Below are 25,863 nucleotides of genomic sequence, written 5' to 3' on the forward strand. Positions count from 1 at the left end.
GTGTACACCTAATTCTAGATGTACACCTTAGCACTAAATCGTGAATTTAGTTGCTTCTTCTTGCAGATTTTGAGCAAGTTGTGCTAACTGCTCAGAGGCTACAGACATCTCATTCATTGTCGATGCCTGCTCATCCGTGATGGCCGATACATTTAATGTATGATCATTTGTTGCAAGTGCCTGTTTGCTAATTGCCTGTACTTTTTCGGTTACTGCCTGCAACTTTTCAAAAGCATCAGATGTCGTTTTGCTTGTCTTTTGCATGGTGTTTTGGAGACCTTCAGTTGCACTGGCAATTGTATCGAAGGTCATGCCTGCCTGTTGAACAGAGCCAATGCCTTGATAAGCTATTTTTCGACTTTGCTCCATCATCTCTACTGCGTCATTCATTTGTTCCTGAATCGTCTGCACAACCTTTGCAATATCTAACGAAGCACGGCTAGTTTGTTCAGCTAGTGCTTTAACCTCTCCTGCAACAACGGCAAAGCCTTTCCCTGCTTCCCCTGCTCGTGCTGCCTCAATGGCAGCATTAAGTGATAGTAAATTAGTTTGGTCGGTAATAGCCGAAATGAGCTGACTCATCTGCTCTATTTGAATCGAATGCTCCTTCAAGCCATTCACCAGATTGGCACTACTGTCAACCTGTGCATGTAGGTGGACAATATCATTCACGAAACCATGTATTTTTTGTGATCCGCCAGTAGCAAGTTCAGAGGTTTTTTGTGATTGTTGGACTGCTTCATGTAAATTGTCCATGGCGGTCTTCATATCCCCACCTAGTTGTGTTGTTACACCCTCTAACTCCCCACTCACCTGTTGTTGTGAACTCGTATTTTCTGCCACCTCTTGCATAGAAATCGCAACTTCTGTGACAGTTTTATTAACCTCTTGCACACTTGCCGTTAATTCCTCTGCAGTAGAAGCAACTGTCTCGGTTTCAGCTACAATGCGCTGCATCAACGAACCTAATGCTTCCACAGAGTCATTATAATACTGCGCCATTTCACCAAATTCGTCTTTCGTATGGACGGCCATTTGTTGCGTTAAATCACCTGTAGCAAGATAGCCCAAATGATTATTCATAGTTTTCACTTCCCCACGGATATAACGAGCAAGGAAATAAATACTAATTGCGATAAGTAAAATTAGAACGACACTGATCACGATTTGCTGTTGAAGCATTGCCTGTATTKCRCCKTAAAGCTCAGTTRTMGGAACCARWAAAACTAACTTCCACGGCAKATCTTGTATTTGCATAAATTKTAAGGTAAAATCACTACCCTGACTGTTTGTATGTATTAACTTTTTTTGATCAGAAATCTGCTCCACAGGCATGTTCAACAACTGCTGGATCGTTTCTTTATTCACTTTATTTACATCAGGGTGCGTTAAAATTTTGCCACTATCATCAATTATAAATGCATAACCACTCTCTCGAATTTTCACGTCAGAAACAATGGATTGAATTGAATCTAATACATAATCCCCTGTCATAACGCCAATGGGCTTAGAATCTTTGACAATTTGTGTACCAAATGAGATAAACATTTCCCCAAGAGCTTCATCAAAATAAGGTGCAGTATGAACTACCTTATTAGACTGGATACTATTGCGATACCATTCTTGCTCGTGAAAATGATAGGCAGGATCTTCATAAGCATCCGTAGAGACAATTTTTTCTTCTTCCTTATAGGCATAAGGCCCGAAAATCTCTCCCTTTGCCACATCCTCCTCTAGCCATAATCCCATACCATACGTTTCCTTATTGAAAGGCAATAGCTGCTGTACGTAGCGAATAAATTGCTCTCTGGTCATCATACTGTCAGCCGATTCTATTGTTGTCTTTGCACTATTTATGAGCTGAATGTGTGCAAGCAATTTGCTCTCAACGGAACCTGCAACATCATCCGCTAGTATAGACATTTCATTTTCAATAGAGCTTTCAAGTTCATTAGATACGTTCAAATAGTTAAGGAAGGTCATACCACCTAAAAAAACAGTGATGACAGGAATAAGCATTGCGATTTTTGCCATAATATTTARATTTCCTAATAGCTTTTTCATTCACCTTCACTCCATATCTATTATTATTGCTCTATTCCATCTCTAGTATAAATGGATTATACGTACAAAAATATGTTTTTTTTGCAACTTTTAAATCCTAGTTTCAAGACTCTTTAATTCGAGCAATTTACTTGGAAAATGAATTCATTTATCGTATAGTAAAAAACGCATCATACCATGAAGGAGACAAAATAATGACAGTGACAAAAAGTTCTTTAACTAAAGTTATGCACGAGCGTAAATCCGTTCGTAAATACGATGAAAATTTTAAAATACCGCAGCAACAATTAGAAGAATTACTTGTAGAAGCAACGTCTGCTCCATCGTCTAGTAACCTACAGCCTTGGCGCTTTTTAGTAATTCAGGATGAAGCGGTCAAAAAAGAGCTACGTGCTATTGCCAATAACCAAGAACAAGTAGAAACTTCCTCAGCAATTATTGCCGTTTTAGGTGATACAAAGATGTACGAAAATGCCGAGGCCATCTATACAAAGAACTTCGAGCTTGGCTATATCAATGAGGCAACAAAAGATTTAATGATTAACAACTCAATCAATCTATATTCTCAACTTCCCCAAGAAGTGTTAAAAAATATCGTTACATTTGATGCTGGTCTAATTTCCATGCAAATCATGCTACTAGCTAAAGACATGGGCTATGATACAGTGCCAATGGGTGGATTTAATAAAGAAGCCTTTGCTCAACGCTTTGAATTAGCTGACCATATCGTCCCAGTTATTTTAATTGCCATTGGTAAGGCAGCCGCACCTGCTTACAATTCTTCCCGCATTGAACTTGAGCACATCGCCAAATTCATTTAATACACGTGAAAATAGTCATCTTACAATGTAGTTAAGATGGCTATTTTTATTTTTTGTGGCATTTCTTGTGCAACTACCATCATAGGATAGTAATGTTTTTGTACGTAATTTTTGAAATTAATAAAACGGAAAATGATTCTCAAAAACTAGCATAATAATGTTCCCGAGGATATTTTTTGCATTTTTATCACAAGGCACTCAAAAAATCATCATTAAAGTCTTAAATAATCAACTTCATTCTAGTACATTTGTGCGATTTCTACTAAATATTACATCTAAATTGTTGTAGCTTTAACATTTGAGGATTGTTATGATTAGGAGGTATTTTCATATGAAGGGAGGTTTTTCTGATGAATTATGACTATAATGATTCTTATTATTACTCAGATTTAGATGCAGCCATGGGTGGTTTATTTTTTATCTTTATACTAGCCGCTCTTGCTATTGGTTTAATTGCCTACATTATTAGTGCACTTATTTATTTTATGACATCTAAAACAAATGGTTTTGGAGATGTAGCCTATATTGCTTGGATTCCCATTATTAATGTATATAGTCTCTTCCTGCTGACAGCTGGTGGGGATACTCGAGAAACAATACGTGCAACAGCTTTAAAAAATACCCTTATTTATGCAGGATTGATCATTGTTTCGTTTATTCCATTTATCGGTATTCTGGCTTCTTTAGGAGCGGCAGGCTTTACACTGTATTTCACGTATCGCCTATTCTACCGCTGGTGTGGCGAAACAGGTAAGGCAGTATTATACACAATCTTAATGGTAATAACAGGTGGATTGTTCTTTGCCATCTACGGCTTAATGCGTATGAACAGACCTTTCGTTGCTTAATTGTTTAAAACCTCTTTATGCCCTTAGGCTAAAGAGGTTTTTTACGTAATTTCACAGAGTAATGGTGCATGGATTTAGGAATTCCCTTTAATTCAAAAACCCCGCTATATACTAAATAGCGAATTCTATATTCTAAAAAGAAGATATTTGGGGGGGCATCCATTCTTGTTAATAGCTCTGAGATGAATTCACCTGTTTGTATAAAATCAGTACCCCCTTGCTCCTTATGAAGTTGTTCCATCGTTGACATAATCAAATTATCATAATAGTTCTCTTGGACTGCTTCAATTTGTCGATGTAGCCATAGACGACAAACATCCTTTGTCTGTGCTAAACTTTCCCACTGTTGCTGAAAAATTAGACGCTCCTTTGCGGACATTCGCTTTATATCATACATTTCCATGTTCCATTGATGGTTGATAGCCCGCTGTTCACCTGTGTTGATAAGAACAACTTCATTGGCTTTATCACGTAATAAATAGAGTAGAAATCTAATACCACACTGTTCTTCTGCATTGTACCCACACCAAATGTAAATCTGCAGGTTGCTTGGAATATCCTGTATCTCTCTGATTGTGTTCATTAATTTATTTCGGTTTACAAAATCATCCATTCCATCATTAATATTTTCTCTTAGCCACTCATCACGGAATGCCTGTCCTCTTTTTTCATCGAGTTTCCACAAAGGTCCAATCGACAAATCCTCTGGAAACCCGATCACATATTTCGGTGGAGCAAGTGTCGCTCGTAAGGAGCCTGCTGCAGATTCCGAGCAAACAATATGTACCATCTGTGCTGAAGTAGTAGTTATGACCTGTTGAATATAATCATTAATAATTTCTACCAACTGATAGAGCTCTTCCTGCCCCATAAAGAAAGACCATCCCTGCTGAGGTATGCTTTGTTCATGATGAAATGCTGTAAAAGATTCAGATGGCTCAAGCTCATACCCCTGCCATTCCCCCTCCCTCATCACCTCTGCTATTGTGATATACTCTAACGCTTGAATTCTATATACTAGCACCTGGTTTGTGTCGAAGAAGAAATAGATAAATGGATAATGCATGGATGTTTCCATTCGCACTGCCTCCTTTTTAAAAATTGTACCACAATGACAATCTCTTCCATCATTTTTCAAAAAAGTAGTTAGCTAGCACCATAAATATGCTATTATTATAGTTAGAAAATTTTGAATTTCTAGCAAAGGGGATAAATGAATATGTATGAAAATATTTTAAGACATCCGGGGCCAACACCGATTCCAAAAAAGGTACAGCTTGCGATGAATCGGGATATTTTTAGTMATCGTAGTCAGGAATTTGTAGAATTATACCGAGAAACAATTGAATTAGTAAAGCCTGTTTTCGGTACGACACAGGACATCTTACTTTTACCTTCGGGTGGGACAGCCGCGCTTGAGGCTGCAGCKGTTAATACTGTAKCTGCTGGTGAAGAGGTTGTCGTCMTCACAGTTGGAGCTTTTGGCGACTATTTCGTTTCAATCTGTGAGCAATATGGCTTCCATGTACATAAGCTCSAAAAAGAATGGGGACAGGCTTGTACAGCCGAAGAGCTTCGAGCATTTTTACAGCCAATACAAACTATTAAAGCCGTTTTTGTGACGTACAATGAAACATCCACAGGTATTTTAAACCCTGTTGCTGAACTAGCTCAGGTGATCCGTGAAGAAACAGATGCCCTCGTTATCGTTGATGGTGTAAGCTGTATTGGTGGCGCTCCTGCTGAAATGGATGCTTGGGGCATTGATATTCTGGTGACAGGCTCTCAAAAAGCCATGATGCTCCCACCTGGACTCTCTCTTGTCAGCGTAAGCGAAAGAGCTTGGGAAGTCATTGAAGAAAATCAAACACCTGCTTATTACTTAAATCTTCAAAGCTATCGTAGCTGGGCGGAAAAGGGCATGACTCCTAATACCCCTGCTATCACACTGATTTATGGACTGCATGAGGTGTGTAAGTTAATCGAACAGGAAGGTGGCTTTACGCAAACAGTTGCCCGCCATGACCTCATGAAAAACATGGTGCGAAATGCAATGAAAGCATTACACATTGAGCTATTAACTGAAGATCAATACGCTTCTCCAACTATTACAGCAATTAAAACACCTCAAGGAACTGATCTTGGTGAATTTTTGACGCATCTTAAGCAACACTATCATTTAGATTTCGCAGGCGGTCTAGGTCAACTACAGGGTAAAATTTTTAGATTCGGCCATATGGGCTATTGTTTCCCAAGTGACATTTTACAAGCCGTTTCCCTACTTGAGGCTGCCCTACAAGATTTCTCCTATGATTTCGAACCAGGAGCAGGCGTCCTTGCCKCWCAAGAAGTATACTTAGKCGCACAACGTAAAGCACWACAACGWTAAACARCAAAAASAGGTGGAGAAAAATGACTCCACCTGTTTTTTAATTTGATTTTGTTTCTACTAAACTTAAAATTGCGTTGCGCATTTGTGGACGCTAATCTAAGCGGGTTGCTTCACTTTTTGAGCGCTTTAGTCTCTTGTTTGAGCGGGTCCATACATATTGTGAGCGCTTGAGACTCCTGCTTGAGCAGGTCCGCACATTTTGCGAGCGCTTTGGACTCCTATTGGAGCGGGTCTACACATTTTGTGAGCACTTCGGACTCCTACTTGAGCAGGTCTTCACATTTTGTGAGAGCTTAAGACCCCTGTTTGAGCGGATCCACACATTTTGTGAGCGCTTTGGTCTCCTATTGGAGCGGGTCATCTCACTATTCGAATGCTTTACTGCATGCTCGAGCGGGATATCACTAATAGAGGTCGAGCTTCCATCCAAACATAGCTTCACATCGTCTTTAATTAAATTCCTTGGCCTTTGCTAAATAAGCAGCTCGCATCGTAGATGGGACCATACTACCGCCAGTTGCCCATACAAGATGTGTTGCTTGTGGTAGATGGTTTACTAATGCGTTCTTTTCTAGATAGGATTGACCTTGTTGTAATAAACGAATGGCTCCATACATTCCTGCGTGTGCAGATGGCTCTAAAAATAAACCTTCACTTTCCATCGCTAATCCCAGAGATGTAAACAGCTCTTCATCTGATACAGTATAGCAACCACTTATATACGTCTCCATCACTTTTCCTACAAATTTGGAGGCACGACCAACAGCTAACCCATCCGCTTCTGTTCGATTGTCAAGGCCAATATCTTCTACACTAATTGCGTCATGTAAGCCTGTCATCAGCCCGATCGTCATACAAGGAGAAGCGACAGGTTCTGCAAAGAAAATATGCACATGCTCACCATAAATTTCTTTTAATCCATAGGCAACACCACCTGGTCCTCCACCTACGCCACATGGTAAATAGACGAACAATGGATGTGCTTCATCCACTGAAATATTCGTCCTTTCTAGCTGTTCCTTTAAACGCTTGGCAGCTACGGCATAGCCAGCAAATAAATCCTTAGAATTTTCATCATCAATAAAATGACATTTTGGATCTTGCTCAGCTTCCTGTCGCCCCTGCTCAACAGCTACACTGTAATCAGCTTCATATTCAATCACTGTCGCACCCTTTTCACGCAGTAAGGCTTTTTTCCACTCCTTGGCATCACTCGACATATGTACAMCGACATTAAAGCCGAGCTTCTTGCCCATAATGCCGATACTTAATCCTAAATTCCCCGTAGAGCCTACTGCAATCGTATATTGTTGGAAGAACGACTGAAATTCTTCTGTTGCTAAAATTGCATAATCATCCACTTCTTTAAGTCTTCCACTTGCCAAAGCTAGCCTTTCTGCATGTTTTAATACCTCATAAATTCCTCCACGTGCTTTGATCGAGCCAGAGATCGGTAATGCATGATCACATTTTAAAAGCAATTGGCCGGGAATCGCCACATCATATGCTTGTTCAATAGCACTTTTCAKTGMMGGAAYTTCCTTAATCGTTGATTCAMWYAAACCAKYACWYTMYAGAMRCYMYKRAARWKYTACTTTTAAATAAGAAGAAAAACGTTGTAATGTTGCTTCCGCATCATCCACTTCAGCCATAGTAAAGAGCGTTGTTTCAGGATTTTTCATCCAATTTGTATTTTCCCACAATACAGTAGCCTTTTTTGCTAGTTCGTTCAACTGCGGATATTGTTCGAATAGTTCGTGTTTATGTTCATTTTTCACCTGTAGATTCCTCCAGTTTATGGGCTAAAATTGCTCGTTCACAAATTTGTCGAAATTTCATTTCAAACGAAATATTGTTTTCTTGTGTTCTTTTTTTAGGTCCCTTTGTTCGTCCACCTGCCCTTCTAATTTTTTGACCAACATGCCGCATATCGAGCAAACGTTCGATGTTTTCATTAGACATTTCTCGTCCATTTTGATCAATCGGATACCCTCCTCGTGCTAAAACCATGGCTGCTAATCCGTAATCCTGTGTAATAACAATATCGTGTTTTGAAAGCGCGTTCACTAGCGTAAAATCAACCGAATCTGGACCTTTGGGTACAATAATTGTTATTACATTATCACGTTCAACACGATGTGATGTATCGCAAAACAAGATAGTTTCTATCTCAAACTCAGATGATATAGATAGCGCTAAATCCACTACTGGACAGGCATCAGCGTCTATAAGAACCTTCACAATAAGGCATCATTCCTTTCTCGTAATTAGATGAATCACTTAGAACTAAATTATTTTAATATAATTTTAAAACAACCTCTCTTGCTCAATTTTTCACAAACTTTAAAAGTATTTTATTGAATAGTTTGAAAAATAGATATACGATACATCTATCAACTAAATGGGGGTTTTATTTATGACAATTACAACTGTTAGCAATGAACAATTAGCAAAAGAATACGTAGATGGCGTATTTGAGCAACTTAAACAACAGAATAGTCATCAAGCGGAATTTTTACAAGCAGCTGAAGAAATTTTCATCTCATTAGTACCTGTATTCGCGCAACATCCTGAATATATTAAGGCCAATATTTTATCTCGTATTGTGGAGCCAGATCGTATTATTTCTTTCCGTGTAGCATGGCAAGATGATAACAATCAAGTGCAAGTGAATCGTGGCTATCGTGTACAATACAGCAATGTCATGGGCCCATATAAAGGCGGTCTTCGCTTCCATCCTTCCGTAAATGAATCCATCATTAAGTTCCTAGGCTTTGAGCAAATCTTTAAAAATGCTTTAACAGGGCAACCTATCGGTGGTGGTAAAGGTGGTTCAAACTTTGATCCGAAAGGTAAATCAGATTCAGAAATTATGCGTTTCTGCCAAGCATTCATGACTGAATTATACCGTCATATTGGTCCAGATGTCGATGTTCCTGCTGGTGATATTGGCGTAGGTGCTCGTGAAGTAGGTTATTTATGGGGTCAATATAAGCGTTTAACAAAAGCAAATGAATCAGGTGTATTAACTGGTAAGACTCCTGGCTACGGTGGCTCTTTAGCACGTAAAGAAGCAACTGGTTACGGKACTGTTTACTTTGTGAACGAAATGCTAAAGGATGCAAATGACTCATTCGAAGGAAAAACAGTAGTTGTTTCTGGATCTGGTAATGTGTCTACGTATGCGATTGAAAMAGCGCAACAGTATGGTGCCAAAGTGGTTGCTTGCTCGGACTCTTCAGGCTATATCTACGATCCAGAGGGCTTAGATTTAGATGCTATCAAAGAAATTAAAGAAGTAAAAGGTGACCGTATCTCAACTTACGTTAATTACCGACCAAATGCTACTTTTACAGAAGGTTGTACAGGAATTTGGACGATTCCTTGTGATATTGCCCTACCATGTGCTACGCAAAATGAAATTAACGGTGAGTCAGCTCGTACATTAATTTCGAATGGTGTGAAAGCAATCGGTGAAGGTGCTAATATGCCATCAGACCTTGAAGCAATCAATGAATTCCTAGAGGCAGGCGTATTATTTGGTCCAGCAAAAGCAGCGAATGCTGGTGGAGTTGCGGTATCTGCTCTTGAAATGGCACAAGATTCTAGTCGCGTATTTTGGTCATTTGAAGAAGTAGATGCAAAACTTCATCAAATTATGAAAAATATTTATACAGACAGCAAAGCGGCAGCAGAAAAATATGGCTTCCCAGGTAACCTAGTAGTTGGTGCAAACATTGCTGGCTTTATCAAAGTAGCAGATGGAATGCTTACTGAAGGCGTCTATTAATAACCTTCTATTTKCAATGTTTCCTAGGATTTGATTTCGGAATATTCTTAATTTCAACCWAGGTGGTAACGAACATKCGTTATCACCTTATTTTTTATTTACAATTCCGTTATAAAACATCAAAATAAACGTTTTAAACGAACATTTTTATCATTAAATATTTAGAACATTCGTGTTATAATTTTAGAGTACTATGAAAAATATTGGAGGGTTTTTTGTGGAATTATTGTATACAGGTAAAACAAAAAATGTGTTCAAATTAGAAGATGGTCATTATTTATTAAAATTTAAAGACGATGTTACAGGAGAAAACGGCGTGTTTGATCCAGGTGCAAATACTGTTGGTTTAACAATTGATGGGGCTGGCTTGGCTGGTTTACGTTTAACTTCTTATTTTTATTCAAAATTAAACGAACAAGGGGTTCCTACTCATTTCGTTGATGCTAACTTCGAAGATGCAACAATGACAGTAAAACCGGCAACTGTTTTCGGTAATGGTTTAGAAGTGATTTGCCGCTTTAAGGCAGTTGGTTCATTCCTACGCCGTTATGGTGCCTATGTAAAGGAAGGACAAGATTTAGACTCCTTTGTAGAAGTAACAATCAAAGATGATGATCGTTTAGATCCTCCAATTTCTGAAGATGCTTTAGCAATGTTAAACCTGTTAACTCATGAAGAATACGCCATTTTAAAACAACGTACAATTGAAATTTCCAAATTTGTAGCGGCAGAGCTTGCTAAAAAAGGCTTAACGCTTTATGACATTAAATTAGAATTCGGCCGCGATGCGAAAACGAATGAAATTTTATTAATCGATGAAATTTCAGGCGGTAATATGCGTGCTTACAAAGGTGATCAGTATATTGAGCCGTTAGAACTTGAGAAAATTATGTTAGCTGAATAATAGAAACAACCCTAAAAAGAGTCGACAATTACGACTCTTTTTTTATGTGTGGGCTTATTTTTATTTTCCATGAAACTTTTCTTTACTTCACTCGTATATTAACTATATGTAACAAGCAATTATTCTATTATTTTGGAGGTAGTTTGATGGAAAACTTGAATGAGACATCAAAAGAAGAAAGGTCAAAACTAAATCCATTTTTATCGGTTTGGATGCATCCAAAGCAAACGACTCGTTATATGATTAATGAAAAATCTATCGGCTTTGCAATTTTGGTTTTGTCTATTGGTTATATTGGCTCCCTTATGTCTGGATTAATTGATTCAGAATTTCTTCCTGATTTTTCGCCATGGCTTTTAGTCCTATTATGTGTCATTTTTGCTCCTATCGCAGGTATAATTGGCACAGCTATTTCTGCACTCATCTCTTGGCTATTCGGGAAATTATTTAAAGGTACTGGGACTTACTCGGACTTATTTAAGGGGTTAAGCTTAACTGCAATCCCATATATCGTACTGATTCCACTTTATATTATTTGGTTAATGACTTCACCCGATTCATTATTGGATCCTAATTTTATGGGTTCATTACCGTGGATTTTTTGGCCAACTATTTTAGTAAGCATCATTGTGACGATTTGGTCATTTGTTATTTCTGTAGGTGTAGTCGCTGAAGCACATCAAATTTCAAACTGGATGGCTTTCTTCACCATCTTTATTCCAGCCATTATTATCTTCATCGTATTATTTGTTCTTTTCTTTGTCATACTCATCGGAATTATTGGTGTTGGCATGATGTAAAAACATCTCCCCTCTCATTTAAGAGAGTGGGAGATGTTTTTTATAGTTTGAATTGAGCAATGAGAGCTTTCAATTGTAATGCTAATTCTGATAGTTGAGCAGACTTTCCAGCCATATTCTCCATTGAGCTACTTGTCTCTTCTGTCGTAGCTGTTGTTTGCTCGACCCCTGCAGCAGATTCCTCTGCCACCGCAGCAATTTCTTGAATAGAGTTGTTCATTTTATGGCCATCTTCTGTAACTTTCGATAAATTCGTTGAAATTAATTGGACACTCTCCACTACATCATTAATGGAGTGGCTAATCGTGTTAAATGTTTCAGTAGTAGCTTTTATTTGATTCGTTCCCTCTTTTACTTCTTGGTAACCATCCTCTAAAGAGTTCGTGACCACATCAAAATCTTGCTGAATATTCGTGACGATGGATGTAATATCGTTTACTGAAAAGGCTACTTGTTCGGCAAGCTTACGTACTTCATCTGCCACTACAGCAAATCCTTTGCCATGCTCTCCCGCTCTTGCCGCTTCAATCGCAGCATTTAAAGCCAACAGGTTCGTTTGATCTGCAATATCCTTAATGACCACGACCAATTTAGAGATTTCCTGTGCTTGAGCATCTAATTTTTTCACTTTCTCAACGGCATTTTGCACGATGCTATCAATCTTTTCCATTTGAGAATTAGAGKATGTCATTAGCTGACTTCCTTCATTCGTTAATGTTAAAACTTCTACTGAAGATTGATGAATATGTGCACCATGCTGATTCGTTTCCTGTAAATCTGCTGTAAAGCGMTCCATTAATGAAGTTAATGCACTAGAATGGTGAGCTTGTCCATCAGCACCCGATGCTAATTCATGCATCGTAATCGCAACTTGCTCCGCTCCCATATTGACTTCATTTGCTGAATGCGTTAGCTCTTTACTAGATGTATTAATTAAGTCTGATGCTTGGGCAATATTAAGAATCATATCCTTCAACCTTATTTGCATTTGATTCATGGCGTTTGCCAGTTTTCCAATTTCATCTTTTGAACGTATAGCCATACTTTCTTGAGATAAATCTCCCTCTGCAAAACGCTCCATCGCTTGAGCCGCTTGGTTAATAGGCTTTGTCATACTACTCGCATATTGCCAAATGATCAATATCCCCACCATAATGGCCAAGCCAATTACTATAAGTGTTATCTTAAGAATACTTTGTGCTGGTTTATTGAAGTCCATTAAATAGGTGCTCGCACCAATGACCCAACCCCAATATGGATCTGTTTCTGCATAAACCCCTTTGTCCTCTAATTGACCTGAATTGGGTAACGTCCACGAATATGAAACAAATCCACCACCTTCATTCCCTTTAGCAATGATTTCTTGTATGTACTTAACGCCTTTATCATCCTCTTCATCCCAAACACTCGTACCCTCTATATTTGGATGGGCAACGGACATCCCTTTTTGGTCAACAACAAAAATATAACCATTGTCGCCAAGTTTAATGTCCTTATTAATCGGTCGCTTTCCTTCACTATCCTTTTCTCCTAAAATAGCAATCTTTACTTTTTCCTGAGCTTCCTCTAATGATAAATTGCCTGCTTCTACCTCTTGATTGAATTGCTCAATCATAGCAATCGTCATTTCGACACTATTTTTTAGATTTTCTTTCCCTACTGTTTCTAGGTTTGATTTACTTTGCTGATAGCTTATAAAACCTAAGATAAGTAACGGAATCATTAAAAGCAGCAATGAAAAAGCGATTAGCTTCGTTTTAATAGATCGAAATTGTACGATTGATGTCATTTTCCCTCATCACTTCTTTCAATTTTAAATGGACTTAAGACTTATTTTTTAACCTAAATCTGTCATCAATAAGTATTTCTTCTCTTCAATCAACTATKTAAAAMATTCCAWTTTACTTAATCATTTTATTACATAAAACACCAAAAACAACAAATTTCGAGCATATTTGATAAAAAACAGATAGAGAAAAAGCAATACACTTTTCCCTATCTGTTCTAATTCCCTATTCAATTTTATTAAACAGATAGTGCTGTACTTTGCTGGAATAGCTCAGATACGCCAGATTCTACAGCTGCCCCACTTACTGCGCGTGAGACGATTGCCACAACGCGTTCGTCCAAAGATTTAGGCACAATATATTCTTCCTTTAGTTCTTTATCACTCACAAGGGAGGCAATGGCTTCTACAGCAGCTAGCTTCATCGACTCATTAATATCCGTAGCACGCACATCTAAAGCTCCCCGGAAAATACCAGGGAATGCAAGAACATTATTAATTTGATTTGGATAATCTGAACGGCCAGTTCCCATAACACGTACCCCCCATGCTTTGGCATTTTCATACGTGATCTCTGGATTTGGATTGGCTAAGGCAAAGACAACTGGATTTTCATTCATGGACGCAATATGTGCCTCTGTTAATAGATTGGCTACAGAAACTCCAATAAAGACATCTGCACCTGTTAGTGCATCCTCTAGTGTACCATGTTGCTTCTCTGGATTCGTCAAATGAGCAACCGCTTCTTTAATCGGATTCATCCCCTCTGTACGCCCCTCATAAATAATACCTTTTGTATCGCACATATAAATATTCTTATAGCCCATTTGTACAAGTATACGTAAGATCGCAATGCCCGCAGCACCAGCACCGTTAATCACAACCTTCATCGTTGCAATATCCTTTTTCACAATACGATTGGCATTAATCATCGCTGCTCCTACAACAATTGCTGTTCCATGTTGATCATCATGAAAAACTGGAATATCACATTCTTGACGTAGGCGATCTTCAATTTCAAAGCATCTTGGTGCTGAAATATCCTCTAAGTTTACCGCACCAAATGTCGGGGCAAGCGCCTTCACAATGCTGACGATTTCATCCGTATTTTTTGTATCTAAGCATATTGGAAAAGCATCAACATTGGCAAAACGCTTTAGTAAAATCGCCTTCCCTTCCATTACAGGTAATGCCGCTTTCGGTCCGATATCTCCTAACCCTAAAACCGCTGTCCCATCCGACACAACAGCTACCATATTACCCTTCATTGTATAGTCGTACACAAGCGAAGGATTTTTCTCAATCTCCACACATGGCGCTGCTACCCCCGGTGAATAAGCCAAGCTAAGATCATAGGAATCTTGTACAGGTACCTTTGAGCTCACCTCTAATTTCCCGCTATAGTGTGCATGCATTTCTAAAGCCTTTTTCATTACGTCCATTCCATCCCATCCTTTTCCCTTTGATTTTTTATTATATTTCAGAATCATAATACTTTGTGAAAATATAGTCAACGAATTTTCTGTCAATTTATTTTAAACTTCAAAAATTCAATGTTTAATGACTTTCATTACATTTTTCTGTCAAATTAAACATTTCACAATCAATTATTTTAAGATAATTAATGCGATTGTTAACACATTAAAAAGTGTACACATAGAGCCATTTAGCCTGTTCAACTTTTCACATAGTATTTTTCTTATGTAAATGAGAATTTTTTCACAAACTTTTGTAAGCGCATCCATTGCCCTGATTGACTTCGTCACAATTTATTCACATTTTTTCACAAAGTTTTTTATTATACAGATCAAAGTATTTGTGAAATTCTTAACAAGATAAAAAAGAGCCCTATATAAAGGACTCTTCGGTAAAATGATTAATAAAGGCCGTGATGATATGCTTGGAAGACCATTGCTCTCCCGAAACTTTTGTAATCGGATAATCACGAGGAAAAATTGTTTTGGTGATTTCCTCAACAGAATAACCTTGCATAAATAATTGCTTCACTTTTCCTTGCATGTCTTCCAAATAAGCAATTTTTTCTTGTATTTTCGTTCGACCATCCACTATAAAGCCTGCATGACAGCAATAGACGACATCGAAATCATAGTTTACTATTTTCCTTAAAGACGCCAAAGTATGGACAATGTTTTCTTCATCAAGCACAACCTTTGTCTTTGGCTGGATAAACAAATCACCTGTAAACATAGCGCCTGTTTCCCGATTGTAAAAAGAAAGATGATCTGTAGTATGCCCAGGTGTTTCAATAACATCCCATGTTGCTGCGTTCGTTTGTAAGGTTTGACCAAATGGTTGGGCAACAAACGCGGGTCGTTCCCCCCACAATGCCTGACGATAGAGTGGATAGTCTCCATCTTCAKCACAAAGATTGACTGAATCACGATGAATATAAATAGGTACATTCTTATGATGTTGAATCCACGCTGCATTTCCTGCATGATCCTCATGTGAATGCGTTAATGCCAATTGCTCTATCGGTATATCCTTAAAAAAGGATTGAAATTCCTGCGATAGTGAGTAGGAACCTGTATCAATCAGTAACCCATCCACAAAAAAGCTGTACACACTCATACCAACCCCCTGCACCGCAACTTTCCCATGCGCACATTGTACACCGCGATGATGCTGAATCTCGATACTTTTCTCCCGTTTAAACATCCTGCTCCCCCTTTGCCCCTTGTACAAAAAGTGTAGCATAAAATGAATGGTGAGTCATTTTTGTAAGTGTGTAACAACAAAGGATTTGTTTTTTACATGTTTACGAAGTGCTAACACATGAAGAAATAATCGTATATTTACAGCCAATAAAAGCAATGCGCCTAGGAACAATAATCCCATCTGCCAACCATTTGTAACATTCATTAACAGCGTCCAACTTATAATGACAGCAAAGGTAATCGCTATATATTTTTTCATCACTCTTGTAGTGGAACCCTGTATATCGTGTTTTTGTTCAATGCTTAATAAAATTTTTCCAAATTCCATTATAATCAGCAATTTAATTCCTTGAATTAAAACCGTACTCCAATAGAAGAGAAGATGTGAAGAAAAGAAAGTACTCATCAAGGCAAGAATCATAGCGCAAGCCATATATTTGCTGATAGGTGTTTTTTCTTTATAGAATGAAAGACTTTTTAAATAGGCCCCATAAACAAGGATATCTTGTAGAAGATTAGCGTATTTAAAAACATTTAAATAGATAAATTGAAAAAAGAGCGCCACTGCAAACCATTGTAAAAGTTTTACCTGTTGTTTAGATTCACTCATTGTTTTCACGCACYTTTTTCACCAAATTCGACGTAAAATACGCTTGCGAATATACTCTTTTAGTTAAATAACCAKCGGGGCCACTAAAACCTATGGACGTATTGATATCTAAGGAGGCTTCCTTCAATTGAATAGTCAGCTCCAAGCGTTGACCTTTCGTCACTGAAAAAGGGAAATCACTTGCTGTGTAGCGCTGATCGTTTAATCGCCATTCTTTCAACAGTATTTTATCCTCTAATGTAGCTGGAACATAAAATGCATCAAAAACTGCATCCTGCTGAAGGGTAAATGATATGATTTGTTCCGAATCATTTTGTGACTGACTATAGCTATTATTCATGATCTGATTTTCATCAATGAAGGTTTCCCTCGTAAAATGAATTGGGGYAGGTAATTTAACCYCKTCATTTAATACAAGATAAATAGTTTTACTTGACATCACTTTTTTCATCGTGTWTAAATCAAACTGAAAAAAAGCTAATCGAATATTTTGATAGCGTARATCTTGAGAAGTAKCCAATGGAYAATAAAAGCCATTGACTAGATTTGCTTGCTCTGTTTGATCATATACTATTGGTAATTGCACGTCTTCTGCCTGTAAATATTTCACATATCGATGGTCATCTTTGTTTGTAATATAGCGTACCTCTAAAGCATTCTGTAAGCTATCTGTAACTTCAATTGCAGCAGGAACCACTATCGGTTTTATGAATTGATGTTGTAAAAAAATCGTACTGTTACCGATCAGTAAATTCAAAACTATGGCAACACCAATCGTCTTTTTCTGATCAGCGCCAACTTTAAGCTTTTTCCTAGAGATGTACAGTATGATGCATACGCACAAAATAGCCAAAATCCAGTATATTGGCGAAGATAAATGATCTAATTGTGACATTAACRCACTAGCCCGATCATTATCTACGTGTTGTTCCCCCACCATGAATGCCACAAATCMMCCCGTTGCAAGTGTTACMGCMACAGTCAAGACTWTAGGTACCCCGTGCAAAGGYTTATGYTGYTCTTTTGTTGCTTGTTCAATACCTTGTAGACTACGCTGATGTAACGATTCTGGAATGTCTATTTGATCCATCTGCTTTTTTAGATCGTTCACCCTTGCCCCTCCTGTTCCAGTGCCTGCTTTAATTTTTTTAATGCACGATACAAAATGGTTTTCGTCGTCCCTAATTTAAGCTGCAATACCTGAGCCACCTGAGACAATGTATAATCATGATAGAATCTCAACAAAATAATATCCTTTTCCTCCTTTGTGAGCTTTGTCATCACATCTTCCAACGCCCACCTCTCAGGAAGTTCTTCATGCGGTTCTTCACCTAGTTCTGACTCCAGCTCAAACTCGACGATCGGTTCACGCTTATTTAGTAAATTTATTGCACAGTTTATGACCATCCTTATTAACCATGTTTTTAAATAGGATGAATTTTGAAGAGAATGTATKTATTTAATAGCTACGGTAAGCGACTTCCTGTACGACATCGAGTGCATCTACCTTTTGATCAAGTATAAAATTCTATCCCCTACTTTAAAAGGGGTATCCTTCACTTTTTCATTTTTATCCGTCACTTTGAACAGGTTATCCGCTACATTAAATTTTATCCACCACTTTGAACGTTCTATCCTCCACTTTTTCTTTCTTATCYGCAACTTTSAWCASKTTATYYGCTAYATWARATTYTATCCSYYACTTTRAAMGKKSTATCCTYCACTTTTTCWTTYTTATCCGYMACTTTGAACAGGTTATCCGCTACATTAAATTTTATCCRCCACTTTDAACGTTCTATCCTCCACTTTTTCTTTCTTATCCGCAACTTTGAACAGGTTATCCGCTACATTAGATTTTATCCGTCACTTTGAACGTTCTATCCTCCACTTTTTCTTTCTTATCCGCAACTTTGAACAGGTTATCCGCTACATCAAATTTTATCCGTCACTTTGAACGTTCTATCCTCCACTTTTTTCTTTCTTATCCGCCACTTTGAACAGGTTATCCGCTACATTAAATTCTAACCTCTACTTTACGCTCTATCCACCGCACTATAAAAAAACGCCCACCGAAGTGAGCGTTTCTTTTTATTCGTTTGTGCCTTTTTCCACGTCATATTCTGTAATCCAATCACTGAAGCTACCTACATATAATTGGATGTTTTCATAGCCTTCATCTGCTAATACAGCATAAAGCGGAGAGGCTGTTACGCCGCTTCCACAGTAAACCACAACCGGTTCATCAGCTGCAACTTTTTGACGTAATGCATCGTTTGCCTTTAGTTGACCATTTGACTTCAATTGCTCCCAGTCAAAGTTTTTCGCAGTTGGGATATGACCTGCTACTTTATCCAAAGGCTCTACTTCTCCTCGATACCTTTCAGCAGCGCGGGCATCGAGTAAAGTAGCTTTTACCTCTCCATCTACAATGGCTTTTACGGCTTGGCGTGGTGCATAAAGCTCATCTTTCCAATCAAACTCAATGATAGTTGGAGGATATTTAATAATATCCTTGGTAAAAGGAATTTTTGCCTCTAGCGCAGGTGCACCTCCGTTGACAATCACTACATTTGGGAAACCAGCATATGTTAGCATCCACCAGGCACGTGGGGCAAATGGAGCTGCTCCTTGGTCATAAACTACAATCTGATCTTCATACCGTAATCCTAGTTCTTGAAAAACGGATGCCAATTTTTCTTTGCTTGGCATTGGATGACGACCTTCTTTGCTGTCCATATCCGATAACTGCTGTTCTAAATCAATATAGATAGCACCAGTAGCATGACCTTCCTCGAATGCTTTTTTGCCAGCCTCTTTGTCCTGAAGATCGAAACGAGCATCGATAAAACGGACGCCATCATACTGAATTTCATCCACTGATTTGAATACTTTTCCCATTAGAATCACCTCATGCGTATTGTAATTGTGCGTAAATCGCTTTCCAAGAAGCTAAACGACTCTCTTCTTGTAAGGCTAATCTTTCTGTGTCAATTTGTTCAAGCGCTTGATGATAAATATAGTAACGTAATTTTTCGGCTTCCTCTGCTATAAACGTAATCGCCCATGTCATGAGAGAAACTTTCTGTGCATCTAAATAGTCTTGTGCATCTGGCTTTGTTACAGCTTCTAGTGCCTCACTTAGCTTCACTTTTTCATTCTTTTCAAAGAAAGCTTTTTGATTGCGGAAATGAGATTTTACGCTAGCATATTTGGAAATATCCGCAAACGGTCCTTCAAAATCCAATAAATTTGGCTCAGAGGATTCAAAGGCTAGGAATGAGAAGCTTCGATTTAACTCTTTCAATTCGCGCACTTCATCTTTAAAACGTTGTTGCATCTTTTTGCTAATGAATTGCGATAAACGGAAGTTTGTTACACGCATTTCTTGAGTAAAATCAAAACGCAAGCTTTGCATCACTTCTTTTAATGCATGCTCCAACGCTTGCTGTGCGGGCATTGCAGCAAAGGTAGAAGGATTGTAGCCTTCCTTAAAGAACTCAGGGTAACGATAATAAACACGCTGAAGAACATAATAGAGTAGCTCATCAAGCTCCTGCTTTGTTTCACTCTCTAACATGCTCGTATTCAGCACACTGAACTTCGATTGAATATGTTGTTCAAGTGTTGCTAATTCCTCTAGTCGCTCATCTTTACGTTTTAAGTTTTCCTCTGTTTGGGCAATTAAATCCGCCAAACGTTGCTCTGTTTTATCAACTTCCTCTGCAAGAGCTTGAACGGCTAATGCACTCAATTCATCATTTAAGAATGTATGGAAGTCTTTTTCAAATGGTGGCATACCTGATGTTAAATCGGCACCTTCTACCTTTTCCTTCAACGCTAAAAGACTAGATACCCCATATAGTCTTGGGAAGCGAATGCCAAAGCGTTGTAACTCTGAGCGTACATAGCCTTTTACATCTTCCTGTTCCTCACCCGTTGTTGCCAAATCAATTGCATTGACAATAAAGAACATTTTATCTAGCTCAAATGCATCCTTCACACGACCAAGTTGAATTAAAAACTCTCGGTCAGCTTTGGCAAAGGCATGATTATAGTACGTAATAAATAGGATGGCATCAGCATTACGAATATATTCAAATGCTACGCCTGTATGGCGGGCATTAATAGAGTCCGCTCCTGGCGTGTCAACAAGTGTCACGCCCATACGTGTTAATGGACTATCATAATAGAAGTCGATATTATCAACAAAGCAAGATTTATTTTCTTGTGCTACAAATTTTTCAAACTCTTCACGGTCTACGCGGAGGATAGAACCAAACTCAGACTTAAAGGTTGGATAGCCTTCTTTATAGGCACGAATAAATGATTTATGAACATTTAAGCGTTCGTCCGTTAACTGCACTGCAAGCCCTTCATCAGCACGATTATAGGCTTCCTCCAATGTCGATACAGACAAACCAATCGCCGCATAGGAGCCTTGAATATCCTCTAGCATTTGTTCYGCAGTTTTAAGCTGTACATCCGCTGTTTCATGTGGGTGTTCAGGTGTAACTGGAYGMATTTTATTGATKGCCGYWGTTGTTGGGTYTGGTGMTACASGTAAYWCCTTGGCTCCCATTAAAGCGTTTGWGAAKGAWGATTTCYCAGCACTAAHTGCGCCAAACAATGCAATGGTAAAATCCTTTTTCTGTAGTCGTTCTACTTTATTTTCAAGGTATTGGGCTACTTCAGCAAAGCCTTGCACCTCTTTGACTGCATTGGCAGTATGGAGTGCACGATTAATCACACCATCGATTGGTAGAGTCGTTGCACTAGTAGCTTGCTGAGCTTCCTCTTGTTGGATGATTTGCTCTTTTGGCTGCAACATGGACTCGTCAAATAGACGAATTTCTGCTAAATCTTGCTTAAATGATTGTTCCCAATTTGTAAGCTGTTGATTGGCAACTTTACGAATTTCATTGCTCGCTTGATGCATAGTGCTTGCACTATATTGCTGATAGCCTTCAATTTCAAGGACTGCATTAATGGCATCTACTTTGTCCTGCATACTCGCCATTTTTAATTTTGATGGTGCGGCAGTTTCTGTTGCTACAGCTTCAAGAGTTGTCGCTTGCGCATTTTTCCAGCTATCTGTCTCCTGAATGAAGTAGCGCTTTGTTGCTTCTGCGATACGGTTAGCGAAGTTTAACACAGCATCACCTGTTAAAATAGCGCCTGTTTGAACTTGCTGCTCAATCAATGAAAAAGGTAAGTCAAATACATAGGCATCAATGGCTGCGGCACGTTCCTCATTTAATGCCCCAACGTCCTTCAATGCCTTTTTCATAAGACCTTTTAAATGCCCCGTGATTTGTGCATGGATCACATTTTGATAGGCATGATACGCATCTTCTTTACGTCGGTTTCGCTCTTCCTCTGTTTTTTTCTTTGCAGTAAAGAGCCCCCCAACTTTAAAACCTTCCTGCATGCTTTCTAAATAAAGGCGTAAGCGATCGCGTAAATCAGCTGGCATAATTGCAGCATTCGCGAGTAGCTCCTTACGTTGCTCCTCAAACGTTTCGTTCCAAGCTTCTACTGAGAATAATTCAACCTGACGATTTAATTTATTGTATTGCTCTAAAATATCTTGATGGTGTGCCCAGTCATCCGCACTTAAAATTTCTTCATCAATTGCCAAACGATCCTGTCTTTCTTCCATTAAATAATTGTCATGCTCGCTTTGCAATAAACGCAATGTATTCGTAGCTGTTTGTACAAGCTGCTCCTGCCAATCATTCATACTGTCCATCACAATTTTCTTTACTGCCTCAAAATCATTATGTGGATGCTCAGGCTCTCTTAATGAAGTAAAGAAAACACATTTCGGTACAACACCCCATGCTGCAAAGGATTGATGAACAGTTGCTTTAAATTCTTCGAAGCTCAATTCATTATCTTTATGCTTATCAATCATGTTGACAATTAAATAAACATTTGGATTATATTTCATTAATTGCTTTGTGAATTGGAAATTTAATTCCGACTGCACATGGTTGTAGTCCATTGTATAAAATACGATATCGGCAATATGTAATGCTGATTCCGTTGACATGCGATGTGCATCATCTGTGGAGTCTACCMCTGGCGTATCCATTACAGTAACACCTAGTGGTAGTGTAGAGGCACTGTGTCCAATCTCAATCTGTGACACTAAATCCCCATTTTTACTTAGCTCTTTTACTGTTTTAAAATCATAGCCAGCCTCAAATTTTACGGGCTTTTCATTGTGCATATAAACAATTGCATAGTCTTCCTCTGATTTATGAACTTTGACGATGTTCGCACTTGTTGGAATTGGACTAGATGCTAGTAGATTTTCACCAGACAGCGCATTAATCATACTTGACTTCCCTGCAGAGAAATGGCCTGCAAAGCCAATCACATACTCTTTTTGCTGAATTTTTCGAGCAAAAAGTGATGTTTTATCCATGCGCTCTGTATCACCATTATGCTGATAAATTATGTATTGCAAAGAGGCTTGCTTTAATAGCCCCTCCAATTGTTGTTCAAAATCTTTCATGAAACCAGTAACCCCTTTTTCATTAATTATTCATAATTAGTATTCTACCTTATTCAACTAGCAAAGTATAACACTAATTTAAAGCATATATGCCAACGTTTCCATCCTTACAAAAACATGTTTATACAAAAAATCTATGCMAAATGATAGATTGTCAACTAGTTCTTTTTATATTTACTTCATATTTTATAGTAAGCATATTCGGGGCAAAGTTATTTTTTATGAAAGGAGTGTGATGCCATATGATTAATCCTAAGTCTCATCAAATCATTGAAAAGTATTGTTCATGTAACTGTGAGGATCGATTTATCTGGCCCCGTATAAAAGCAASAAACGGAATACCCATGGATCCTCCTGAAATAGTCCCTGAAGKTATGATTATACCAACGATCCAACGATATTTTTATATCGTTACAGCTGATCTTGATCTATCGAATGGGGCAACTCTTCCAGCCGATCTCTTTTGGAATGATGAAGCAAATTCCGTTACTGWGTTTACAATTTTTTCACCTAATGGTTACGTTAACCTTTATATTAATGCAGTAATGCAGGAAGGCGGTATTTATACGGTAACCCCAGCCTCCCTGACAATCGTACCTTATAATGCGACATTGTATAGAGGAACACCCATTATTATTGAATCGCTAGGCTTTACAACGAAATAAAGGAAATGAAAGGAGGTGAATTGGGTGGCACTTTCCATTATTAATATTCACGTCAATGTTACAGGTAGTTCTACAAGGTTTTTTAACGTCTTAGCTGCACCCCTTGTCATTGCAGATGGCACGACAGTCGCTGCAACAACGTTTTTAAATGATAGCGGTACAGCCGCAACAGCATTCCCAGAAGTCGCAAATGGTTACTATAACTTATATATCAATGGTGTTCTTCAGGAGGGTGGTGCCTATACAGTTTCTACAACTGAAATAACGTTCAATACTGTCACAGGTACACTTTCTGCTGGTACGCCAATTGTGCTAGAAGCTGTGGAGCTAGTGACWACAATCTAARTAAAATGGATGCCTTATTTAGGGCATCCATTCTTACATTTTATTGTAATTGCTTTCTAAGACCTGCAATTTTTTTCGCATAGTCTAGCGCATGTGGGCCATCTCCATGTATACATAAGGTTTGGACTGCCACTTTAATTTTTTTGGACTGGACCGACATCACTTCATTCGCAGTCAAAATTCCTTTTACATGCACTAGCATTTCCTCTTCCGATTGTATGAAGGCATTTGGCACCTGTCTGTTCACTAATGTGCCATCTTCGTTATAGCGTCGATCCGAAAAAACCTCCTCATATACTTGAAGCCCTTGGTCTCTAGCAATCTCTACGATGAGGCTACCAGATAAGCCATATAAAATAAGCTGCGGATTAAGATCATACACTGCATTGACTACAGCTAACGCTTTTTCACGATCATTCGCGCATTGATTATAGAGTGCGCCATGTGGTTTAACATGATGAAGCATACCATTTTCAATCDGTACAAATGCTTGTAAGGCACCAATTTGATAAACCATCATATCGTAAATTTCAGCTGGGCTACATTCCATGTTACGGCGACCAAATCCCTCTCGATCGGGATAGCCTGGATGTGCACCAATGTGAACGTTTTTACGAATGGCGCTGCGTACAATTTGATGCATGATTGAATGATGACCCGCATGATAGCCACATGCAATGTTGATGGAAGTTACATRGTCTAATAGTTCTTCGTCCTTACCCGCGAAAAAAGCATCATAGCTTTCACCCAGATCACAATTGATATCAATTGACATCATGTTTCCTCCAGTACAAAGTGAATTGTGTTAAACATACGCATTTGCGCTACTTTATGTAAATCTTCTTCATGAACTGTTGCAATAATAGGATAGCCTCCTACTGTTTGAGCATCAGCCATTAGGATAATGGGATTACCACTTTGAGGCACTTGGATTGTTCCGAACTGTGTAGCTTCTGATAGAATATCCTTCATCTCCTGAAGTTGTAAGGTAGGTCCTTTGATGTAGTAGCCCATACGATTACCGCCGATAAATTGAAAAGGATCTTGTAAAAATTGTCGCTGACTCTCCTCAGCAAATAAATGGAAATGCGGCCCTTTAAACAGTCGAACCGTAATCGAACTGTCAAAACGCGGACGATAGGGTGCATATAGCCCTCTATTATATTTTAAAGATGATGATACCTGCCCATATAAAATACTTCCTTTTGTAATGCATGTTCCCAAATTCCCAAGTGGAAGGTAGGATTGGCTACCAAGCTCATCATTTGTACGAAAACCTCCTAATGGAGTTAAGTAAACAATAGAGCCCTGATGGACACCCTTGATAGCTAATCTATCTCCCCTCGTTAAATGGAATGTTTTCCACATTTCGATTGGTACATGATTAACCAAGCATGTACTATGCCCCCCTGTTAATACATAAACACAATCAGCAAGCGCCTCGAATTCAAAACCACCCACAAACATTTCAAAAGACGTTTGATCATGGTGGTGCTGTAAGATTCTTTGAGCTGCTTGAAACGATCGGTGNTCCATTGGTCCAGATAGCGGAATACCAAATGCCCGATAGCCGAACCTTCCTTTGTCTTGTAAGCTACCATACACCCCTAGTTTTGTTACGAGCAGAAGTGGCTTCAATT

The 25,863-nt window shown here is 38.6% G+C and carries 21 protein-coding genes and 1 pseudogene; 8 read left to right on the forward strand and 14 right to left on the reverse strand.

Annotation, left to right across the window (positions count from 1 at the left end; all coding sequences use genetic code 11):
• Positions 1 to 33: 33 nt before the first annotated feature.
• On the reverse strand, positions 34 to 2,064 hold the full coding sequence (locus tag ACHZEU_RS05720) for a methyl-accepting chemotaxis protein (RefSeq protein ID WP_404804173.1): 2,031 nt from the start codon (positions 2,062 to 2,064) through the stop codon (positions 34 to 36).
• Between the two features lie 194 nt (positions 2,065 to 2,258).
• Here ACHZEU_RS05720 and ACHZEU_RS05725 point away from each other — a divergent pair, with 194 nt between their 5' ends.
• The gene (locus ACHZEU_RS05725; protein WP_054550798.1) at positions 2,259 to 2,885 is read left to right on the forward strand and encodes a nitroreductase family protein; all 627 of its coding nucleotides are present in this window, start codon (positions 2,259 to 2,261) and stop codon (positions 2,883 to 2,885) included.
• A 350-nt stretch (positions 2,886 to 3,235) separates the two neighbouring features.
• Positions 3,236 to 3,733, forward strand: a complete 498-nt coding sequence (locus ACHZEU_RS05730; protein WP_004269361.1) for a hypothetical protein — start codon at positions 3,236 to 3,238, stop codon at positions 3,731 to 3,733.
• Positions 3,734 to 3,761: 28 nt separating this feature from the next.
• On the opposite strand, the gene ACHZEU_RS05735 is transcribed toward ACHZEU_RS05730, so the two are convergent.
• Positions 3,762 to 4,811: a DUF1835 domain-containing protein gene (locus tag ACHZEU_RS05735; RefSeq protein ID WP_404804174.1), complete on the reverse strand. Its 1,050-nt coding sequence runs from the start codon at positions 4,809 to 4,811 to the stop codon at positions 3,762 to 3,764.
• A 141-nt stretch (positions 4,812 to 4,952) separates the two neighbouring features.
• Here ACHZEU_RS05735 and ACHZEU_RS05740 point away from each other — a divergent pair, with 141 nt between their 5' ends.
• The gene (locus ACHZEU_RS05740; RefSeq protein WP_404804175.1) at positions 4,953 to 6,122 is read left to right on the forward strand and encodes a pyridoxal-phosphate-dependent aminotransferase family protein; all 1,170 of its coding nucleotides are present in this window, start codon (positions 4,953 to 4,955) and stop codon (positions 6,120 to 6,122) included.
• 452 nt (positions 6,123 to 6,574) lie between these two features.
• On the opposite strand, the pseudogene ACHZEU_RS05745 reads toward ACHZEU_RS05740, so the two are convergent.
• Both ACHZEU_RS05745 and ACHZEU_RS05750 read right to left on the reverse strand, forming a co-directional pair.
• Positions 6,575 to 7,903: pseudogene (locus tag ACHZEU_RS05745) on the reverse strand (D-serine ammonia-lyase).
• Positions 7,893 to 8,366 (reverse strand): YaiI/YqxD family protein, encoded by a 474-nt coding sequence (locus tag ACHZEU_RS05750; RefSeq protein ID WP_004269357.1) that lies wholly within the window; start codon positions 8,364 to 8,366, stop codon positions 7,893 to 7,895. The pseudogene ACHZEU_RS05745 and the gene ACHZEU_RS05750 overlap by 11 nt, the downstream one beginning before the upstream one ends.
• A gap of 175 nt (positions 8,367 to 8,541) precedes the next feature.
• Here ACHZEU_RS05750 and gdhA point away from each other — a divergent pair, with 175 nt between their 5' ends.
• The 3 genes from gdhA to ACHZEU_RS05765 all read left to right on the forward strand — a co-directional run bounded on the left by gdhA (position 8,542) and on the right by ACHZEU_RS05765 (position 11,619).
• On the forward strand, positions 8,542 to 9,915 hold the full coding sequence (gene gdhA, locus ACHZEU_RS05755; RefSeq protein WP_404804176.1) for an NADP-specific glutamate dehydrogenase: 1,374 nt from the start codon (positions 8,542 to 8,544) through the stop codon (positions 9,913 to 9,915).
• Between the two features lie 217 nt (positions 9,916 to 10,132).
• Entirely contained in the window at positions 10,133 to 10,819 is a 687-nt protein-coding gene (locus ACHZEU_RS05760) for a phosphoribosylaminoimidazolesuccinocarboxamide synthase (RefSeq protein ID WP_004269355.1), read from the forward strand.
• Between the two features lie 146 nt (positions 10,820 to 10,965).
• Positions 10,966 to 11,619 (forward strand): Yip1 family protein, encoded by a 654-nt coding sequence (locus ACHZEU_RS05765; RefSeq protein WP_115673896.1) that lies wholly within the window; start codon positions 10,966 to 10,968, stop codon positions 11,617 to 11,619.
• A 40-nt stretch (positions 11,620 to 11,659) separates the two neighbouring features.
• Here the strand turns inward: ACHZEU_RS05765 and ACHZEU_RS05770 are convergent, their stop codons facing one another.
• From ACHZEU_RS05770 to ACHZEU_RS05805, 8 genes are all read right to left on the reverse strand, one after another.
• Complete coding sequence (locus tag ACHZEU_RS05770) at positions 11,660 to 13,408, reverse strand: methyl-accepting chemotaxis protein (protein WP_404804177.1); 1,749 nt, start codon at positions 13,406 to 13,408, stop codon at positions 11,660 to 11,662.
• A 236-nt stretch (positions 13,409 to 13,644) separates the two neighbouring features.
• Complete coding sequence (locus ACHZEU_RS05775; RefSeq protein ID WP_048390037.1) at positions 13,645 to 14,847, reverse strand: NADP-dependent malic enzyme; 1,203 nt, start codon at positions 14,845 to 14,847, stop codon at positions 13,645 to 13,647.
• Between the two features lie 406 nt (positions 14,848 to 15,253).
• Positions 15,254 to 16,084, reverse strand: coding sequence for an MBL fold metallo-hydrolase (locus tag ACHZEU_RS05780; RefSeq protein ID WP_404804178.1), 831 nt, complete (start codon positions 16,082 to 16,084; stop codon positions 15,254 to 15,256).
• Positions 16,085 to 16,138: 54 nt separating this feature from the next.
• A complete protein-coding gene (locus tag ACHZEU_RS05785; protein WP_404804179.1) occupies positions 16,139 to 16,693 on the reverse strand; it encodes a hypothetical protein in 555 nt (184 codons plus the stop codon).
• Positions 16,686 to 17,804, reverse strand: a complete 1,119-nt coding sequence (locus ACHZEU_RS05790) for a hypothetical protein (protein WP_404804180.1) — start codon at positions 17,802 to 17,804, stop codon at positions 16,686 to 16,688. Before ACHZEU_RS05790 ends, ACHZEU_RS05785 begins: the two co-directional genes overlap by 8 nt.
• On the reverse strand, positions 17,801 to 18,100 hold the full coding sequence (locus ACHZEU_RS05795; RefSeq protein ID WP_404804181.1) for an RNA polymerase sigma factor: 300 nt from the start codon (positions 18,098 to 18,100) through the stop codon (positions 17,801 to 17,803). Before ACHZEU_RS05795 ends, ACHZEU_RS05790 begins: the two co-directional genes overlap by 4 nt.
• A 681-nt stretch (positions 18,101 to 18,781) precedes the next feature.
• Positions 18,782 to 19,591: a sulfurtransferase gene (locus ACHZEU_RS05800; RefSeq protein WP_054550790.1), complete on the reverse strand. Its 810-nt coding sequence runs from the start codon at positions 19,589 to 19,591 to the stop codon at positions 18,782 to 18,784.
• A 10-nt stretch (positions 19,592 to 19,601) separates the two neighbouring features.
• A complete protein-coding gene (locus ACHZEU_RS05805; RefSeq protein WP_404804182.1) occupies positions 19,602 to 23,213 on the reverse strand; it encodes a dynamin family protein in 3,612 nt (1,203 codons plus the stop codon).
• A 374-nt stretch (positions 23,214 to 23,587) separates the two neighbouring features.
• On the opposite strand from ACHZEU_RS05805, the gene ACHZEU_RS05810 reads away from it, so the two are divergent.
• On the forward strand, positions 23,588 to 23,878 hold the full coding sequence (locus ACHZEU_RS05810; RefSeq protein ID WP_404804183.1) for a DUF4183 domain-containing protein: 291 nt from the start codon (positions 23,588 to 23,590) through the stop codon (positions 23,876 to 23,878).
• 24 nt (positions 23,879 to 23,902) lie between these two features.
• Positions 23,903 to 24,223 (forward strand): DUF4183 domain-containing protein, encoded by a 321-nt coding sequence (locus ACHZEU_RS05815; protein WP_048390025.1) that lies wholly within the window; start codon positions 23,903 to 23,905, stop codon positions 24,221 to 24,223.
• Positions 24,224 to 24,263: 40 nt separating this feature from the next.
• On the opposite strand, the gene ACHZEU_RS05820 is transcribed toward ACHZEU_RS05815, so the two are convergent.
• Both ACHZEU_RS05820 and ACHZEU_RS05825 read right to left on the reverse strand, forming a co-directional pair.
• Positions 24,264 to 24,998: a 5-oxoprolinase subunit PxpA gene (locus tag ACHZEU_RS05820; RefSeq protein ID WP_404804184.1), complete on the reverse strand. Its 735-nt coding sequence runs from the start codon at positions 24,996 to 24,998 to the stop codon at positions 24,264 to 24,266.
• The gene (locus ACHZEU_RS05825) at positions 24,998 to 25,861 is read right to left on the reverse strand and encodes a biotin-dependent carboxyltransferase family protein (protein WP_404804185.1); all 864 of its coding nucleotides are present in this window, start codon (positions 25,859 to 25,861) and stop codon (positions 24,998 to 25,000) included. The genes ACHZEU_RS05820 and ACHZEU_RS05825 overlap by 1 nt, the downstream gene beginning before the upstream one ends.
• Positions 25,862 to 25,863 lie beyond the last annotated feature (2 nt).

This window comes from Lysinibacillus sp. S1 (assembly GCF_044986265.1).
Taxonomy (GTDB): Bacteria; Bacillota; Bacilli; order Bacillales_A; family Planococcaceae; genus Lysinibacillus; species Lysinibacillus capsici.